The sequence below is a fragment of the Lysinibacillus sp. NPDC056220 genome (assembly GCF_049315265.1).
Lineage (GTDB): Bacteria > Bacillota > Bacilli > Bacillales_A > Planococcaceae > Lysinibacillus > Lysinibacillus pinottii.
In genome coordinates, this window is sequence record NZ_JBMOXD010000001.1 from 264,020 (window position 1) to 280,148 (window position 16,129).

Here is a 16,129-nt window from a genome sequence, read left to right on the forward strand (position 1 = left end):
CAGACACGACGAATCACTTGTTGATGACTATCCTTCCTCAGCTTTCGCCAAAACACCTGATTTTAGCCAAACAAAAAAGCCCAGAAGAAACTGTCCTTCAACAGTATCTCCCAGGCTTTTATCCTTCCGTGTCACAAAATCAATTTGTGGTTTTCTCTCGGACCAGACTAGCATCTGCTACGGAACCCTAGAAAACTTTACAATATTTTATTAACCTTAGTATAGCAAACTATTTAATACTTTTCCACTGGAACATAACCGACTTTGGCTACTAATGCTTGACCTTCATCGGTAAGTATCCAATCGATTAGCTTTTGAACATTTTCATTCTCCCCCCAGCAGTGACCGCATAAAACTCAGAGACTAAAGGATAGGTCCCATTTCGAATGTTCTCTTTAGTTGGGGCTATACCATCAATGGATAGTAATTTGATTTTTTTATTACGAACCATCTCTGTCGAATAGTATCTAAACGTAAAGCCCATCGCATTTTTATAATTTCGATATTGAGATACTTCATGGATAATTCCACCCATTCCTGAGGCAATATTTTCAGAGGGTGCCTCCATAATTGGCTTATTACCCATTAAATTTTCTAATGCTGTTTGGCTTCCGCTATCCGCTGGACGTTGGAAAGCACGGATGGCTTCATCCTCACCGCCAACATCACGCCAGTTGGTAATTTCACCAGCATATATTTTCTTCACCTGATCCAATGTTACATTATCCACATTGTTTTTATGATGGACGAAAAAAACAAATGCCTCTCGCCCAATCGGTGTCATATTAAACGTAAGTCCTTCTTTTTCTGCTTGCCATTCTTGCTTAATAGATGGTGCTGCCACAAAAATTAAATCCACATTTCCCGCTATTAAATTTTGATAGGCTTCTGGTGTACGGTTAACTTGGACCCTACTCTTATATGGCAGATAGTCTCCCTTAGGATAAGTAGCCTCAACAAAGGCTGCATATAAAGGATACATAGCTGTGGCTCCATCTAATCGTGGTAATGACCCTGTCAATTGTAATGAGACTTTTTCGTCAGGCTTTACCACTTGATTGTCCTGCGTAAATGGTTGATAAGCAGATATATCAATTTCTGCATCAACAGTAGGAATACTCAGCTTATAATAATGTTGAATAGGAGGAATTAAAGCAAATATTATTGTCACACCCAATGCACCCATTACCCATCTCTTTTTCTTTTTTGTATTCATCCAATTAAATATTCCACAAACAAACAATACAAATACACAAACTGGAACCGTATAAACTAGTTGCAGAAAGTGCATATGACCACTCAATATGACAATAAGTACTACCATTAATGTCACTACTGATAAACCAATCATAACGCTCACAATTTGTAAGAATTTAATCAAGCCGCAACCCTCCAGTGTAATTTTACACTTTCAAATTAATCGTACTAAATAAAGCAGATATTCGCAACATTATATTCTGAAAATTATGTTAAAATTAAATTTATCTTGATTCGACATCTGCTTGAAACAAGATAGAGCTTTTGGTGGTTATCCTACATTTAGTAGGGGAAAATTCGCCAAGGCACAACTGGACGGATTAGGAGGATTGTACATATGGCAATAGAAAAAGCACGGAATCATTTAGGCCAATGGCATGTGGAACACAAAATACAAGAATTAGAAGAGAGCTCTGCCACCGTTGAATTAGCAGCACTGGCACTTGGCTGTGAGCCTGCCCGCATAGCAAAATCTTTATCCTTTCTTGTCAATGATAGCGCTATACTAATTGTGGCAGCCGGAGATGCAAAAATCGATAATGCCAAATATAAAGCAGTTTTTGGAACAAAGGCAAAGATGCTAGGTAAAGATAATGTCGAAGCTATGATAGGTCACGATGTCGGTGGAGTTTGTCCCTTTGGCGTTAATGAAGGAGTTGTTATTTATTTAGATGAATCCCTTAAACGGTTTACAACGGTATTTCCTGCATGTGGTAGTAGCAATTCTGCGATAGAGGTCACGATTTCCGAGCTAGAAACCTATACACCGTATGAAGAATGGATTGATGTCTGTAAGGGCTGGAAGGATTAGACAAATAAAAATCGGTAAGACTTTTCAACAGTCTCACCGATTTTTGTTATTTCCCTTATTAATTTATAGAGCTTTTACGATGTCTTTGTCGAAATCTTTTTACCATATGTCATATAGCGCCATAGTTTTTCAAATGGTCCAATTGAAAAGAATTTGAACCAAATCATACTAAAGATAATTTGAATGGCAAAAATAATACATGCGATTACTACAATATCTGATGGTGAAACGACTTCTAAGCCCATTAGTGAGATAATTGCCGTGCCAATAAAGCTTTGGGCTAAATAGTTGGTAAATGCCATTTGTCCCACTCGTCCAATCGGCTGAAGCATTTTCACAATAGGACGATTTTCCAAAATTATAAATAAACAAGCTAAATAAAAATATGTTGTCGGAACTACTCCTAAACCAATAATAGATTGTAGCTGTTGGTCATCTGCTTGTGATGCAAACCATATCCACAATGAAAAACCAATAAAGAATGGGCCTGTAACAAAAAGCAGCCATTTTATTTTTTGAATATGTGCCCCAATATGACCAATCCAACCAGCTTTTGCTACTAAAAATCCGCTTAAAAACATGATGAATATAGCGATAGCATCATTGCCTAAAAGTCCTGAAATAGTGGACATTACAGCATGAGTCGGCATATACATTTGACCTAATATAGCAAGAATATGAAGTGTGATGATTGTAAAAAGCCATTTACAAATTGTTGAAATTTTCGCAGAGTAAAATGGTAGCAATAAAAATCCAATGACTGCATAAATGGCTAAAATCGAACCCCAAAACAAGAAAATATGAATGATACCGATTATCAATAATGCAAATAAACGTCTTGCAAAGCGCCATTTTGGTTTATCCCCACGTGCTTCTGCCCGGGAAGCAAAAATATAAAAGCCAACACCGAATAGGAAGGAAAAGATTGAAAAGAATTTCTTTTCAATAAAAATATCAATAAGTGAATCGATCACTCCATTGATGCCACTATAATCAGGTATAGGTCCGCCTTCTATAATGACCTGATAGGCGCCTACATTAATAAATAAAATGCCAAATAAAGCTAATCCTCGAATAATATCCAAGGAAAGAATTCGTTCTTTTTTTGTAACGGATGGATTCATGTTCAACTAACTCCTTATCTTTTATGCTATAGCTAGCATAACTCTTCATCCTTACAGCTATTTTTTTTAAAGCTTACAGGAACCTTACAAATCAAAAGATTAACTTAATAGTTTTTTATCCGATTCTCTCGAAAAAAATAACATACTTTATAGTAAGAACATAGCAGAAGAGAGGTTTCTCCCATGAAAAGAAATCGTAAATTTGGTTTTTGTTATCCTGGCTATCGATACTGCGGACCTGGTTGCTCGGGACCAGGTGAGCCCACGAATGCGGTGGATAGCTGCTGTAAACTACATGATGAATGTTATGATCGTTACGGTAGCATAAGATATTGTGATGAACTGTTTCAGCAATGCCTCAGACCTCACATGCATACACCCAATAAGATGGCGAGAGATGCTAGACTATTTTATCAAGTATTCGAACTACGCAATCGTTTCTTTTAACAACGAAGCTCACGGTGTTTTGAAAACAACGTGGGCTATTTTTTTGTATAAATCGCATATTTTAGTGGATCGGTAAAGCCCAGCTTCGTACCTAAGTAAATGGATGCTTTATTTGTAACATCACAATCCCAACAAGGCTTTAGCTCGTTGGCCAAACAATGATTGATAAATGTTGTCGCCATCAAACTAGCCAATCCCTGACCTCTAAAATTCGAATCTGTCATAATATCAATTTCCGCATATTCGTTTGATGTAAAAATAGAGACAGCTTCACTAATGATTTGCTCTTTATGTAATAAACAAAAACCAAATCCATTTGTCAGGAAATTAGCTGTAGAATCCCAATATTCATCATAGTAAGCATGGGTGAACTCCATCGCTTTTTTTATATGATGTCGAGTAATTGACATCATATAAAAATTCGATACTTTTTGCTCATCTCTACCATCATACAAGCTTTTATTAAATGTAAATGTATAGCGTTCTAGTTTTCTTAGCTGTCCTTTTAGCAGTTGTTCAATTTTAGTATTCCATTGCTCTGAATATGAAAATAAGGTAAAACGCTCCCCTTGCTTTATAGATTGCTCGAGACAGGCGGAAAGCTGACAATCAATTTCACTAGTAGTTGAATTACCATATACAAAATAAATTCCTGATTTTGTATGTATTAATAGCGTTTGAAATAAAGTTGTATCTGTATAAACTGTTCCTTCTATTAATTGATCGAGAACACTATAAACAAATGTTGGAGCCCTTTTAATATTTCGTTTAATGCTCGGATAATGATTAACTGTAACTTTTATCACGATGTTTCCCCCTTTTTATTGGCATTATGTACCTTATCTTCTATAATAAAATATAGATTTATTTGAAGGGACTGAATTATGCACAGATAGCAATATTTTTCATCCAACATCATTAAAATCTTGGAGGTAAAAGTATTGATTGAATGTATGAACACGGAAAGATTATTATTACGAAAAGTAGCTAATGCTGACGCTAAAAGTTTATGGTCGATTTGGTCAGATCCTTCTGTGACGAAATTTATGAATATCTCAAGCTTTACACACGAAGAACAGGCGCTAGACATGATTGAATTACTAAATCAATTAGCTAATGAACATCGTGCCATTCGCTATTCCATCATTGAATTGACAAGTAATCATATCATTGGCTCCTGTGGATTTAATAACGTGGATTACGATAATGCTACCGCAGAAATTGGCTATGACTTGGCGAAGACTCATTGGGGCAAAGGCTACGCCACAGAAGGTATCATCGCTTTAATCCATGTAGCTTTTACACATTTGGACATGTCGACAATTATAGCAAAGGTCGATGCGGCGAATATCAATTCCATCAGAGTCTTACAGAAATTGAATTTTATTTTGCAGGGCTACGATAGCACTGAAAAAAATTTACAAGTATATGTACTATGTAGAGAGTAATATAAAAAGCTAAGAATGGTTATCTAATCATTCTTAGCTTTTTGCTTAGTACTTTGAATAATTCTATTTTAGGCATAATTGGATAGCCCTCTTTTTCAAATATCCATTCAGGATTACCATACTTCTCTAAAAGCGCATCAAAGAACCATTCCTTCTTTGACTCCTCTTCCATTCTTACAACTTATCCAAATAGCACTACACTTTGGTAGACAAGTGCAGATTGGTAAGAATATTTTTTCCCTGGGTGTAAATCGCCCATTTCACTTACTTCTATACTGATTTTAGGGTTTTGTTTAATATTGGACCAAAGATGGCTTTCTAGAATATTACCAATATGCAAATAAAGTTTATCATTTCCTTCATACACATAAACAAATAGAATTACATAAGGATATCCTTCCTCATCAACTGTCGCAACATACGCGACTTTCCCCATCTTCCAAAATTGCCGTGCTTCATTTTTAGAAATTTCTACACGTTTGTTTTGAATCATATCTCTTATCGTTAACCCCCTCATCAAAATATAGTACGATAAAAATAAAAACGTTAATCTCAAAACATATATTTCATTTACATCTTTATGGTATCTAAAAAAAGAATAGTTTTCCTTTCGCGCATAAGTAAAGCCAAGAATGCACTCGTTTAGCATTCTTGGCTTTATTACTTTAACGCTATTTAATTGGAATCCAAATTTCTGAGTATGAATCGGGGCTATACGCATCCTCTTCTGGGTACACTTCAAGCTCAGCCGTTCCTGCTGGCTCATATGGATTGGAGGGGAACCACTCTGAATATATTTGTTTCCACGTATTTTGCATAGCATCTGGCATTGGCCCGTGCACCTCAAACACAACCCACTTTGATGCAGGTACTTCCATCGTTAATAGATCCTCTCCCACATCACCTACATGATTTGTAGCAATCCAGTAATCAATGAAGCCCTGTTGTCCTTGGTTTGTATTTGGTACACAAACACCTAATACTCCATTGATGTTGCCATTATTTAATTGATATAGCTGATGATCGAAGCCACTCTCATTGATTTCCTGCCAAAACAATGGAATTTCCCGAGTGTTTTCTCCGTCTTGGCAATTGTACGTTCTTTTCACCCCAACAACTTGAAACTTATCTTTTTCTACGATTTTATACTTCATTGGTTCTGCTCCCTTCAAGCTTACCTGAATCACCAGGCGATTGTATGATTTTAGTGGTCCTTGCCTCTTTCTCGCTTCACTCGGCGTTACATAATGCTGTTTACGAAACGCTTTTGTAAAAGCTTCAGGAGTTTCATAGCCATACTTGTAGGCGAGATCGATTATTTTTTGATCTGTATCCATTAATTCCTGAGCCGCTAATGTTAATCTCCTCCGTCGTAGATAATCCGCAATGGACATATCCGTTAAAATCGCAAACGTTCGCTGAAAATGGAAGACAGATGAATTAACCTCCTGTGCAATCTGTTCAATCGTTATGTTTTCTAATAAATGATCTTCCATAAAATTAATGGCTTTTTGAATCGACTCAATCCAACTCATTGCTCTCACTCCCTGATACCATCTTAAAATAGTTAATGCTTTCCAGCCTGTCTTTTTATGCTAACTTTGGACAGGTATGTGTAGAAGCAGTTTTTCATCACTAACACTCCTTCTATTTTCGTTACTTTACATACGATTTTCGCTCTTTCTCCACTAAAATCCATTGTACTAACTATCGAAAAACAACCATTATATTTATAATAACGGACAAGGCCTTTATTGTCCTTAAATCAAGGAGTGTCATCATCGTATCTTACCAAATGAGGAAGAAAAGACTTAGGCTATGCCTTCAGATGAAAAGGGGGCAATGGGAAATTTCCAAGCATGTTGTAATCATGAAGTATACGAAGAATTAGGCTACAGGTAGTATCGATGATAAATCTAATGCAGCTGTAGAAGTCTGTTACTTTGAAGCCATCATAATTGGCGGACAAATGACCCTTCTTAATCTTGAATAAATTAATGTATGATATTGCATGGAAATCTAAAGATGAGGTCGCACTACTACTATTAACATTCCTAAAAGATCGACCATTTCTCTTATGTTTATGTCAATAAAAAAAGTCACGCCTCTCGACATGACCGATTTTTTTCATATAAAATTATTGGCTGTTCTCTTCTTGATGCTGATAAATAATTAAGGCAGAATGGATGACCGTCTGTTCGCCGATATAGAGGGTATTGTACTTGATATCAAGTATGAAAAAGTAACTCAAATCTAATAAAGCCCGATTAATATCATGTTCAAATTGCACAATATCGTTGTTTTGGATTGTCACAACTTGAGTCGTTTGTGTCATTGCCCACACCCCTTTTCTTTCATGTTAGTTCAAAAGGGTATCAAAGTCAGTAAAAAAATATTGGAGCAAAATAAGCTCCAATATTTTTTAGTACATCGTTAAATATTCCTCACGCTCCCAGTTATGGACCCGTGTACGGTATTTATCCCATTCTATTTCTTTGGCTCTATTAAACTTTTCATAAATATGATCACCTAGAGCTTCTCGTACAACTGCATCCATTTCTAATTCAATTAATGCGTGTTCCAATGAAGATGGTAGACTATCAATACCATTTAATTCACGCTCTGGACCTGTCATTTTATAAATATTTCGATCTACCGCTGCTGGAGGCGTTAAATCTTTCCGTATGCCGTCAAGTCCAGATGCTAAGATTACAGCCATTGCTAAATAAGGATTTGCTGCAGGATCAACTGAACGTAACTCAATACGTGTTGATAATCCTCGAGCTGCTGGAATACGAATAAGTGGCGAACGGTTTTGAGCAGACCATGCAACATAGCATGGGGCCTCATAGCCTGGAACTAATCGTTTATAAGAATTAACCAGTGGATTCGTGATAGCAGTAAAGCCATGTACATGCTGGATAATACCTGCCATAAAGCTACGAGCTGTTGCGCTTAATTGAAGTTCTGCGTGTTCGTCATAGAAGGCATTTTTATCCCCTTCAAATAACGATAGGTTAAAATGCATGCCAGAGCCGTTAACTCCAAATAGTGGCTTAGGCATAAATGTTGCATGTAGCCCATGCTGTGCAGCAATCGTTTTTACGACTAATTTAAATGTTTGAATATTATCGCATGCTTCGATGGCGCTAGCATATTTAAAGTCAATTTCATGCTGTCCAGGTGCAACTTCATGGTGAGAAGCTTCAATTTCAAAGCCCATCCCCTCCAGTTCTAAAACAATATCACGGCGACAATTCTCCCCTAAATCTGTCGGAGCTAAGTCAAAATATCCTCCGCTGTCATTTAGTTCAAGTGTCGGATGCCCTTTTTCATCCAGCTTGAAAAGGAAAAATTCTGGCTCTGGTCCCAAGTTAAAGGAAGTGAAGCCTAACTCCTCCATTTCCTTTAAAACGCGCTTCAAATTAGATCGTGGATCCCCTTCAAAAGGTGTTCCATCTGGTCTTGCAATATCGCAAATAAAGCGTGCCACCTTACCTTTTTCAGCTGTCCAAGGAAAAATTACAAATGTATTAAAGTCTGGTCTTAAATACATATCTGATTCCTCTATACGTACAAAACCTTCAATCGAAGAACCATCAAACATGACTTTATTGTCTAATGCCTTTTCTAATTGGCTCACAGGTATCTCTACATTTTTAATCGTACCTAATATATCAGTAAATTGTAGGCGAATAAACTTCACATTTTCTTCCTTCACTCGGCGTATAATACCTTCTTTTGTATAATGTTTCATTTTCCACCACTCCAATGTAAATTTAATTAACACAACTTTTTTATGACTGTTTTAAAAATACATTATTTTTTAAAATTTAGCAACATTCATGTAAGGTTTTGTAACATCGTTTTTTTAGAATATATTCATCTTGATTTTCGATACATAAAAAAAGGTATACCCATTAACTAAATGGATACACCTAATTTATATTTTATTTTTTAATATTGTAAAAGCATATTAACGAACACTACCAGAATGACAACAGGTACTATAATCAACATTAACAACCTGTAGGCTGAATAATATCCCTGTCCCATATGACTTCCCATTAACAGTTCTCTTCTTACAAATTCCTTATCCACTACATAGGCAATAAAAATAGCAATAAACAAGTTCCCCAATGGTAGCATTAAGTTTGATACTAAAAAGTCAGTTGCATCAAATATGTTCTTTCCAAAAACCGATACATCAGCTAACAAGCTAGAGGAAAGGGATGCTGGAATGGCTGCGAGAAATACGACTACACCAAGACATGAAGTCCATACAAGACGTGTTTTTTGACTATTTTCCATCAATGCCGCTACAATAATCTCGTATAAACTAAACGAAGACGTTAATGTGGCAAATAAGAACAATAATAAAAACATCGCTAAAAATACTTCCCCAAACGGCATCTGGCTAAATGCTGTTGGTAGCACCATAAATAATAAGCCCGGCCCAGCTGCCGGCTCTAAATCAAAAGCAAAAACAACCGGGAAAATGGCTAGTCCGGCTAAAAATGAAACCAGTACCGTCAGCATAACTACGGAGCCTGCCGAATTCGGAAGACTTACATCTTTTTTGAGGTAGGAACTGTATGTAACAAGACAAGAAAATCCTACTGCTAATCCAAAAAATGATTGCCCCAAAGCTTCTAATATAGATTTCCCTGTAATATTCGAGAAATCAGGCCATAAAAAGAATTTTATCCCTTCCATGGCGCCATCTAATGTGACAGCACGTATCACAAGGACAATGAACATAATAAAGAGCAATGGCATCATCCATTTATTTGCCTTTTCAATACCATTTTGGACTCCTAATGAAATAACAAGTACATTTGCTAATGTAAACAAAGCTAAACCTACAAGCGTAATCCAAGGTGTACCAATTATTTTTCCAAATAGCTCTGCAGGATCAATAGCTGGGTCAATGACAGCACCTGTTAATCCTAGCCCACTATAAATAAAAATCCAGCCCCCGACAACGCTATAAAATGTTAGTAATAAAAAACATCCGAGAACACCCATTCGGCCAATCCATGCCCACCCCTGCTTTGTAGGAGCAATTTTTTTATAGGCAGTGATTGCCTCAGACTGCGTACCTCGCCCTAATATATATTCAGATAATAGCATCGGGAGCCCAATTAATAATGTAAATAGCACAAATATTAAGAAAAACGCGCCTCCACCACTTTGCCCAGTTACATACGGGAGCTTCCAAATCGCTCCTAGTCCAATTGCAGCACCCGCTGATGCTAAAATAAATCCTAACTTACTAGACCACTGTCCTTTTTTTCCACTCATCTCTTCAAACTCCTCTAACATTCTAAACTCATCTCTAATTCTACATGAAAATAGAGTTCTCGACTAGGTATTACTAAAAAAGAACTAGTGATATCTCGACAACCTATTACCTTTTTCTATTTTCCTTCCACCATTTCATCTCAAAAAAACCTCGAGTTCTTCACTCGAGGTTTAGTACAATTTATTTTGTTATATACATAGAACGCTGGCGGTCAATCCATTTACGCATTGTTGTAAATAATAACGCCATAATACCCGTTAATAAAATTCCTTTGACAATATTAAATGGTAAAATACCAGCGACAATCATTTTATATAGTGAATCACCTACAACAGGCTCCATTCCTAAAAAGTAAGTGTACATTGGTAAAAATACAGCATAGTTTAAAATACTCATTCCTACTGCCATCACAACTGTTCCCGTTGCTAAACCTCCAACAAGACCAGCAATTGTTTTAAAGCGATTAAAAATAAAGCTTACTGGCAATATAAATAAAATACCTGTTACAAAATTAGCCATGTGCCCTACGGGAACGCCTGTTGGAGTGCCTGAGAAAATCCAATCCAACACATTTTTAAACAACTCTACTAAAATACCAGCTACAGGTCCCATCGTGATTGCTGCAAGTAAGGCAGGCATATCACTGAAATCCACTTCTAAAAATGCTGGGAATGGTGGAATTGGGAAATTAAAAAGCATTAATAAAAACGAAATACTGCTCAGCATGCCAATCGTAATAAACGATTGAAGTTTGACATTTTTCTTCATAGAAAGCTCTCTCCTCTTTGCTGATTCAATCTCGCAAGAAGAAAGGTGACGATCTTTCAATTGTTTCATGAAAAAACCCTTATGCGTTTAATAAAGCATAAGGGAGAAAGGCATAACGAATAAACGTCCTCATCAACTAATTTTTGAGCACCGTTAAATAAACCATACAAAAAAGCGCTCGGTCATAGTTTATTTCATGACAATGAATGACGATCGTACCTTCATCTTCTCCCATCCAGACTTTAACTGTCGGCCTTGGAATTCCACCAAGTCAGCCATGCGAAAATTCGCACAGGTCGCGGGCTGAAGAGTTAAAAATAAATCAATCGAGCTAATGAATAAATTCACTAGCGATTTACCACTCTATTACCGCCGGTCGGGATTTTCACCCTGCCCCGAAGATGAATCATATTATTTTATACTACAGCTTTACTATAATGAATTATGAAGTAAAAGTAAATAGTTCTGCTCAAAAAAATCCGATTAAATTGCTATGTTTTATAAACAGTAAAGGCATTCCCGCTATATGGGAATGCCTCTCTTTTTTATTCTTCCTTCGACTATGGTAAAAATTGTTTATTTGGTCCCACTGGCTTTGGTAAATAACCCTTCAAATCAAACCCTTCCCAGCTTTCTTGCACAACATTATCTAAAAGTAGCTGCTGATTAAAGCTAGCAGCAGTCAACATCATGGCCTCAATTAATTGAGTTGCTCGTATTGGCTCCATAGATGTTAAATCAAGCGGAATATCAAAGGTAACAACTACACCTTCCTCTTGTTCTTTGACTGTGTATGTCACATTTTCAGGCACAACGGATGTATAGACATCATCATTTTTATTTTTCATCTGTGTAAGTGCTTCTGTAACTGTCTCAAAAGTTTGACGGAAATCTGGTGATAAATATTCTGCACCATTAGTATCTTGGTACAAGTAATAATTATAACGCTTGGCATTAGTTAAAGACATCGCTTGATTTGGCTCACCTTCTTGAGAAAACTCATAGGGTGTTCCATCTTCATTTTGTATTTCTACTTCGGAATATTCAGAGTCCGAGAAGGTATCTTCCATTGTGCCTTTGTATTCATTAACTGTAGCAGAGGCAACATCATAGTCATTTTCCTTTGGCAAGACATGGATGAGCTTATCATCCTTCTCCTTCAGCTCACCTTTATAAGGATGATACTCTGTAAACCCTTTAGCCTCCTCGTCAATTTGCGGAGCATACTTTTCATACATCCGTAAGGTAGAAGGCTTCTCTCCTCCAAAATCAGTAGCAACACGTTCATTTGGGATAACATACGTCATAGGAACACTTTCCGCATCGCGTCCTGCCAAACCAATACGGAAAACGACAGCATCCTTTACATCCTCCTCGTAGACAGAGGTACGTAAAGATAAAATGCGCTCATGCTCCGCGACAATACTTTTGGAATCCAGCATTTCATCCTGCGTTGCCGCTTCCTTTGCCGCTGAATCCTCTTGCATCGTAGAATACTGAGCTGTTTCAGGCATACTCGCTTGATCTTTTTGTTCACCTTGATTATTCTTCCATACTGTGCCAACGAGTATTGTTAGCACAAAGACTGCGGCTACACTCATAAAAATCTGCATATTACGTACCTTCGATTTTGTCGCAGGCTTTTTAATGATAGGATCTTCCTGTTGAGATGGTTCATCTTCTATAGGTTCTTGCATAGCTTCTTGAAGGTGGATATTATCTTGCAAGCGAGCATCTGCCATTAACCGATTTAATATATCTTCTTTCGAACGGTGGTCAGAAAGCTTAGGGGCATTGTTCAGTACATGTTCAAGCTGCTCATCATCAAATGGCTTATGTGTCATTGCCGTTTCGCCTCCTGTTCTCTGATCGGCTGTAGCTGTTGCCTTAAAAATTTAATGGCTCGATGCTGGGTTGTTTTTACCTTTGCTTCTGTCCAATCAAGTATTTGCGCCGTTTCTGCTATCGATAAATCCTGGAAATAACGCATAATAATGACCATTTTTTGGTCGCCAGTACAGTTTTCTAATACTGACGCTACTTGCATAAATTCATCACTGGCCTGTAGCATTTCCTCCGGTGATGGTGTGTTTGAATGGAGCTGTTCCGTTTCCCAGTCAAAGAAATCAAGCGAATGCTTCTGACGAACAGCTTGCTTTCTAAAATGATCAATCGCAACATTTTTGGCTATTGCAAAAAGCCATGTTTTCTCACTACTATTGCCTGCAAATTGATCATATGAGCGCAATACTCTTACATAAACCTCATGCGCTAAATCCTCAGCAAGTGTACGGTTTTTTACTAGATAGATTAGAAACTGGAACACGTCTTGATGATAGGCATCGTAAAGTCGATGGAACACGGAGTCATTCAATGCACTCCACCCCCGTTCTATATTATTTGTCGTCTTACTTTCGCAGAAGTTACAGCCAACTAATAACAAAACCCTGTTATTAATCGAACGGTAAATAAAATGTGAAGGTTGTACCTTCCTTAAGCACACTATCTACCATAATATTTCCTGAGTGTGCCTTTACAATATTTCGTGCAATGGCTAAGCCAAGTCCCGTACCACCCTTAGATCGAGTACGTGCCTTATCCGCTTTATAAAAGCGTTCAAAGACATAAGGTAAATCATCTTGAGGAATACCATGTCCTGTATCTTGAACAGAAACTTTAGCAAATGTTGGCTCCTTTTCTACTTTTACCGTGACAGACCCCTCATCTGTATGTCTTAATGCATTGTCGACTAAATTCGTGAGTACTTGCTCGATACGATCCTCATCTATATTAATCATAGCGTCGTCATTAAATTCACTATCGAATAGTAGATGAACATGCTTCTCTTTTGCCACCTGTGCAAATTTTTGAGTAATACGTTCAAATGTAGAATTAATCGGTAATTCATCTTTATAGAGCGTCATATGCCCCGATTCCATGCGTGCTAAATCTAATAAATCAGTGACAAGGCGACCCATTCGTTTGGATTCATCATAAATAATTTTTGTAATTTCATTACGTTCTTCCTGATCTTGAATAAAATCATCATCCATCAATGCTTCAGAATAACCTTGAAGCATGGCGATAGGAGTACGCAATTCATGAGAGACGTTCGCAATAAAATCAGATCTAAGTTTTTCTAGGCGATGTTGTTCTGTCATATCACGAATAACCGCGACTGCCCCTCGAATGATTTCTCCACTATAAAGAGGGCTAATTGTAAAAGTATAATAATTTCCATCCATTTCAATTTCCTCTTCTAGCTTATCCTCAAACATGAGTACATGGTCCAGCATATGATAAAGCTCTGGCGGTATTGGTTTAGCACTTTGTGAGCCTTTATTTACAAACCATTTTTGCATTAGACGTTCTGCTGGTGGATTACTTAATAATATTGTACGGTCACGATTAAACGTAATCACTGCATCTGTCATGGATGTCAAAATATTTGATAGCTGTTCATTTTCTTGATTGATAACCTCTAAATTATGCTTTAATTGACGACCCATTTGGTTGAAGGCAACTGCCAGCTGTCCAATTTCATCATTTTGAGTGGTAGGCATTTTTGCTTCAAAATTCCCCTTTGCAATTTCAAATGCCAGTTCACGCATTTTTCTAAGTGGTGAAGTTATACGAGAAGACAAGAAGAACGCAAAAAATGTCGTCAAGACAAATGCTATGAAAGCTGCCAAAAAGACAATTTTCGTCGTTTCCTTGGACGTTTTATGTAGAGCATCGGGGCTCTGATAGATGAAAACTGCTCCATGTACAGCATTTTCTACATTCAAGGGGAAGCCTAGCACTACATAAGATTCCATTTTCTCTGGATCTGTAGAGGAGGGCATCATCATTTCTTTAATAATGGGTTCGTCTGATTGAAAGACTTCACGGAAAGATTTATTCGCCAAAATGGTATCTTGAATTTTCTTTTTATTGACACCCTCTTGCATGGCAAAGGATACCTCTACATGGCTAATTGCAATTAGTGCATTGGTGCCTTTAGGTAAAATATCTTTTAATAGTTCCGAAGTCGATTCAGCTGTTTCATTGTCATCCACTATACTTGCCACAGTGGCAGCCGTTTGACGTAAAGATATTTCTGCTTGCTGCATGTGGTAGTTTTGAAGAAATTCAAGCATTAATACCGTGAAAACAAATAATACAAATGAAACGAGAAGCAATATGGTTACCCATAGCTTCCCGACAACACTATTCCATATTCTATTCATTGACAACCTCAAATTTGTAACCAACGCCCCAAACTGTCACAATCATTTTAGCAGCGTTTTCAGAAACACGGTTGAGCTTTTCGCGTAAACGTTTTACGTGTGTGTCAACTGTACGTAAATCACCAAAGAAATCATAATGCCAAACTTCTTTTAGTAGTTGTTCACGGTCAAATACTTTGTCTGGCGATTTCGCTAAGAAGTAAAGTAATTCATACTCTTTTGGTGTTAAATTAACCTCAATGCCCTCAGCCGTTACACGGTGTGCATCATGATCGATCATCAAATGCTGGAACACCACTAAATCTTTTGAAGAGGATGCATTTGTCGTAGGTGAGAATGCCTGTGAACGACGTAAAATAGCCTTCACACGTAACACAACCTCACGAGGACTAAATGGTTTTACAATATAATCATCTGCTCCTAGTTCGAAGCCTTGAACACGATTAGCTTCCTCACCTTTAGCAGTTAATAAAATAATAGGTGTTGCTGCTCGTTCACGAATTTCTGCACACACTTCTAGCCCATCTTTTTCAGGCATCATAATATCAAGTAAAATACAGTGATATTCTTTTTCTAAAGATTTTTCGATCGCTTGTTCACCATTTTCTGCCTCGTCAACAAGGTAACCTTCTCGCTCCAGATACATTTTTAATAAGCGGCGAATACGATCCTCGTCATCTACTACTAATACTGAAATATTTTCTGACACTTTCACGATCCCTCTCTTCCAATCTTTCTCT

Annotated in this window: 17 protein-coding genes and 2 riboswitches; of the genes, 3 read left to right on the forward strand and 14 right to left on the reverse strand. The window is 37.3% G+C overall.

Annotated elements, in window-relative coordinates; all coding sequences use genetic code 11:
- Positions 1-105 precede the first annotated feature (105 nt).
- Positions 106-202: riboswitch (guanidine-I (ykkC/yxkD leader) on the reverse strand.
- A gap of 105 nt (positions 203-307) precedes the next feature.
- Entirely contained in the window at positions 308-1,381 is a 1,074-nt protein-coding gene (locus ACOZBY_RS01295; RefSeq protein WP_422761312.1) for a PstS family phosphate ABC transporter substrate-binding protein, read from the reverse strand.
- 213 nt (positions 1,382-1,594) lie between these two features.
- On the opposite strand from ACOZBY_RS01295, the gene ACOZBY_RS01300 reads away from it, so the two are divergent.
- The gene (locus ACOZBY_RS01300) at positions 1,595-2,068 is read left to right on the forward strand and encodes a YbaK/EbsC family protein (RefSeq protein WP_036215043.1); all 474 of its coding nucleotides are present in this window, start codon (positions 1,595-1,597) and stop codon (positions 2,066-2,068) included.
- A gap of 74 nt (positions 2,069-2,142) precedes the next feature.
- Here ACOZBY_RS01300 and ACOZBY_RS01305 read toward each other — a convergent pair whose 3' ends face one another.
- A complete protein-coding gene (locus tag ACOZBY_RS01305) occupies positions 2,143-3,192 on the reverse strand; it encodes a DUF418 domain-containing protein (protein ID WP_012293434.1) in 1,050 nt (349 codons plus the stop codon).
- A gap of 183 nt (positions 3,193-3,375) precedes the next feature.
- Here ACOZBY_RS01305 and ACOZBY_RS01310 point away from each other — a divergent pair, with 183 nt between their 5' ends.
- Positions 3,376-3,639 carry a Parvovirus coat protein VP1-like protein gene (locus ACOZBY_RS01310; protein WP_080695175.1) on the forward strand — a complete coding sequence of 88 codons (264 nt, stop codon included), beginning with the start codon at positions 3,376-3,378 and terminating at the stop codon, positions 3,637-3,639.
- A 35-nt stretch (positions 3,640-3,674) separates the two neighbouring features.
- Here ACOZBY_RS01310 and ACOZBY_RS01315 read toward each other — a convergent pair whose 3' ends face one another.
- Positions 3,675-4,445: a GNAT family N-acetyltransferase gene (locus tag ACOZBY_RS01315; RefSeq protein ID WP_422761315.1), complete on the reverse strand. Its 771-nt coding sequence runs from the start codon at positions 4,443-4,445 to the stop codon at positions 3,675-3,677.
- 135 nt (positions 4,446-4,580) lie between these two features.
- On the opposite strand from ACOZBY_RS01315, the gene ACOZBY_RS01320 reads away from it, so the two are divergent.
- Positions 4,581-5,087 (forward strand): GNAT family N-acetyltransferase, encoded by a 507-nt coding sequence (locus ACOZBY_RS01320; RefSeq protein ID WP_036167545.1) that lies wholly within the window; start codon positions 4,581-4,583, stop codon positions 5,085-5,087.
- Positions 5,088-5,106: 19 nt separating this feature from the next.
- On the opposite strand, the gene ACOZBY_RS01325 is transcribed toward ACOZBY_RS01320, so the two are convergent.
- From ACOZBY_RS01325 to ACOZBY_RS01375, 11 genes are all read right to left on the reverse strand, one after another.
- Positions 5,107-5,259 (reverse strand): hypothetical protein, encoded by a 153-nt coding sequence (locus tag ACOZBY_RS01325; protein WP_422761317.1) that lies wholly within the window; start codon positions 5,257-5,259, stop codon positions 5,107-5,109.
- 9 nt (positions 5,260-5,268) lie between these two features.
- On the reverse strand, positions 5,269-5,580 hold the full coding sequence (locus tag ACOZBY_RS01330) for a pyridoxamine 5'-phosphate oxidase family protein (RefSeq protein ID WP_422761319.1): 312 nt from the start codon (positions 5,578-5,580) through the stop codon (positions 5,269-5,271).
- 178 nt (positions 5,581-5,758) lie between these two features.
- Positions 5,759-6,622 carry an AraC family transcriptional regulator gene (locus ACOZBY_RS01335; protein ID WP_012293429.1) on the reverse strand — a complete coding sequence of 288 codons (864 nt, stop codon included), beginning with the start codon at positions 6,620-6,622 and terminating at the stop codon, positions 5,759-5,761.
- A gap of 602 nt (positions 6,623-7,224) precedes the next feature.
- A complete protein-coding gene (locus ACOZBY_RS01340; protein WP_031419126.1) occupies positions 7,225-7,422 on the reverse strand; it encodes a hypothetical protein in 198 nt (65 codons plus the stop codon).
- A gap of 87 nt (positions 7,423-7,509) precedes the next feature.
- Positions 7,510-8,844 (reverse strand): type I glutamate--ammonia ligase, encoded by a 1,335-nt coding sequence (gene glnA / locus ACOZBY_RS01345; protein WP_031419125.1) that lies wholly within the window; start codon positions 8,842-8,844, stop codon positions 7,510-7,512.
- 200 nt (positions 8,845-9,044) lie between these two features.
- A complete protein-coding gene (locus ACOZBY_RS01350; protein ID WP_036161017.1) occupies positions 9,045-10,391 on the reverse strand; it encodes a sodium-dependent transporter in 1,347 nt (448 codons plus the stop codon).
- Positions 10,392-10,572: 181 nt separating this feature from the next.
- Positions 10,573-11,160, reverse strand: a complete 588-nt coding sequence (locus tag ACOZBY_RS01355) for an ECF transporter S component (protein WP_031419122.1) — start codon at positions 11,158-11,160, stop codon at positions 10,573-10,575.
- Between the two features lie 219 nt (positions 11,161-11,379).
- Positions 11,380-11,567: riboswitch (FMN riboswitch) on the reverse strand.
- Positions 11,568-11,720: 153 nt separating this feature from the next.
- A complete protein-coding gene (locus tag ACOZBY_RS01360) occupies positions 11,721-13,004 on the reverse strand; it encodes a hypothetical protein (protein ID WP_012293424.1) in 1,284 nt (427 codons plus the stop codon).
- Complete coding sequence (sigX, locus tag ACOZBY_RS01365; RefSeq protein ID WP_031419120.1) at positions 13,001-13,534, reverse strand: RNA polymerase sigma factor SigX; 534 nt, start codon at positions 13,532-13,534, stop codon at positions 13,001-13,003. Before sigX ends, ACOZBY_RS01360 begins: the two co-directional genes overlap by 4 nt.
- A 79-nt stretch (positions 13,535-13,613) precedes the next feature.
- Complete coding sequence (locus ACOZBY_RS01370; protein ID WP_036215032.1) at positions 13,614-15,389, reverse strand: ATP-binding protein; 1,776 nt, start codon at positions 15,387-15,389, stop codon at positions 13,614-13,616.
- Complete coding sequence (locus ACOZBY_RS01375; RefSeq protein ID WP_004232215.1) at positions 15,382-16,098, reverse strand: response regulator transcription factor; 717 nt, start codon at positions 16,096-16,098, stop codon at positions 15,382-15,384. Before ACOZBY_RS01375 ends, ACOZBY_RS01370 begins: the two co-directional genes overlap by 8 nt.
- Between the last annotated feature and the right edge of the window lie 31 nt (positions 16,099-16,129).

Bases quoted from the DNA above. Each gene is read 5' to 3' on its own strand.
- ACOZBY_RS01300 (WP_036215043.1), top strand. From the start codon at position 1,595: ATGGCAATAGAAAAAGCACGGAATCATTTAGGCCAATGGCATGTGGAA.
- ACOZBY_RS01305 (WP_012293434.1), bottom strand. From the start codon at position 3,192: ATGAATCCATCCGTTACAAAAAAAGAACGAATTCTTTCCTTGGATATT.
- ACOZBY_RS01310 (WP_080695175.1), top strand. From the start codon at position 3,376: ATGAAAAGAAATCGTAAATTTGGTTTTTGTTATCCTGGCTATCGATAC.
- ACOZBY_RS01325 (WP_422761317.1), bottom strand. From the start codon at position 5,259: ATGGAAGAGGAGTCAAAGAAGGAATGGTTCTTTGATGCGCTTTTAGAG.
- ACOZBY_RS01330 (WP_422761319.1), bottom strand. From the start codon at position 5,580: ATGATTCAAAACAAACGTGTAGAAATTTCTAAAAATGAAGCACGGCAA.
- ACOZBY_RS01335 (WP_012293429.1), bottom strand. From the start codon at position 6,622: ATGAGTTGGATTGAGTCGATTCAAAAAGCCATTAATTTTATGGAAGAT.
- ACOZBY_RS01340 (WP_031419126.1), bottom strand. From the start codon at position 7,422: ATGACACAAACGACTCAAGTTGTGACAATCCAAAACAACGATATTGTG.
- glnA (WP_031419125.1), bottom strand. From the start codon at position 8,844: ATGAAACATTATACAAAAGAAGGTATTATACGCCGAGTGAAGGAAGAA.
- ACOZBY_RS01350 (WP_036161017.1), bottom strand. From the start codon at position 10,391: ATGAGTGGAAAAAAAGGACAGTGGTCTAGTAAGTTAGGATTTATTTTA.
- ACOZBY_RS01355 (WP_031419122.1), bottom strand. From the start codon at position 11,160: ATGAAGAAAAATGTCAAACTTCAATCGTTTATTACGATTGGCATGCTG.
- ACOZBY_RS01360 (WP_012293424.1), bottom strand. From the start codon at position 13,004: ATGACACATAAGCCATTTGATGATGAGCAGCTTGAACATGTACTGAAC.
- ACOZBY_RS01370 (WP_036215032.1), bottom strand. From the start codon at position 15,389: ATGAATAGAATATGGAATAGTGTTGTCGGGAAGCTATGGGTAACCATA.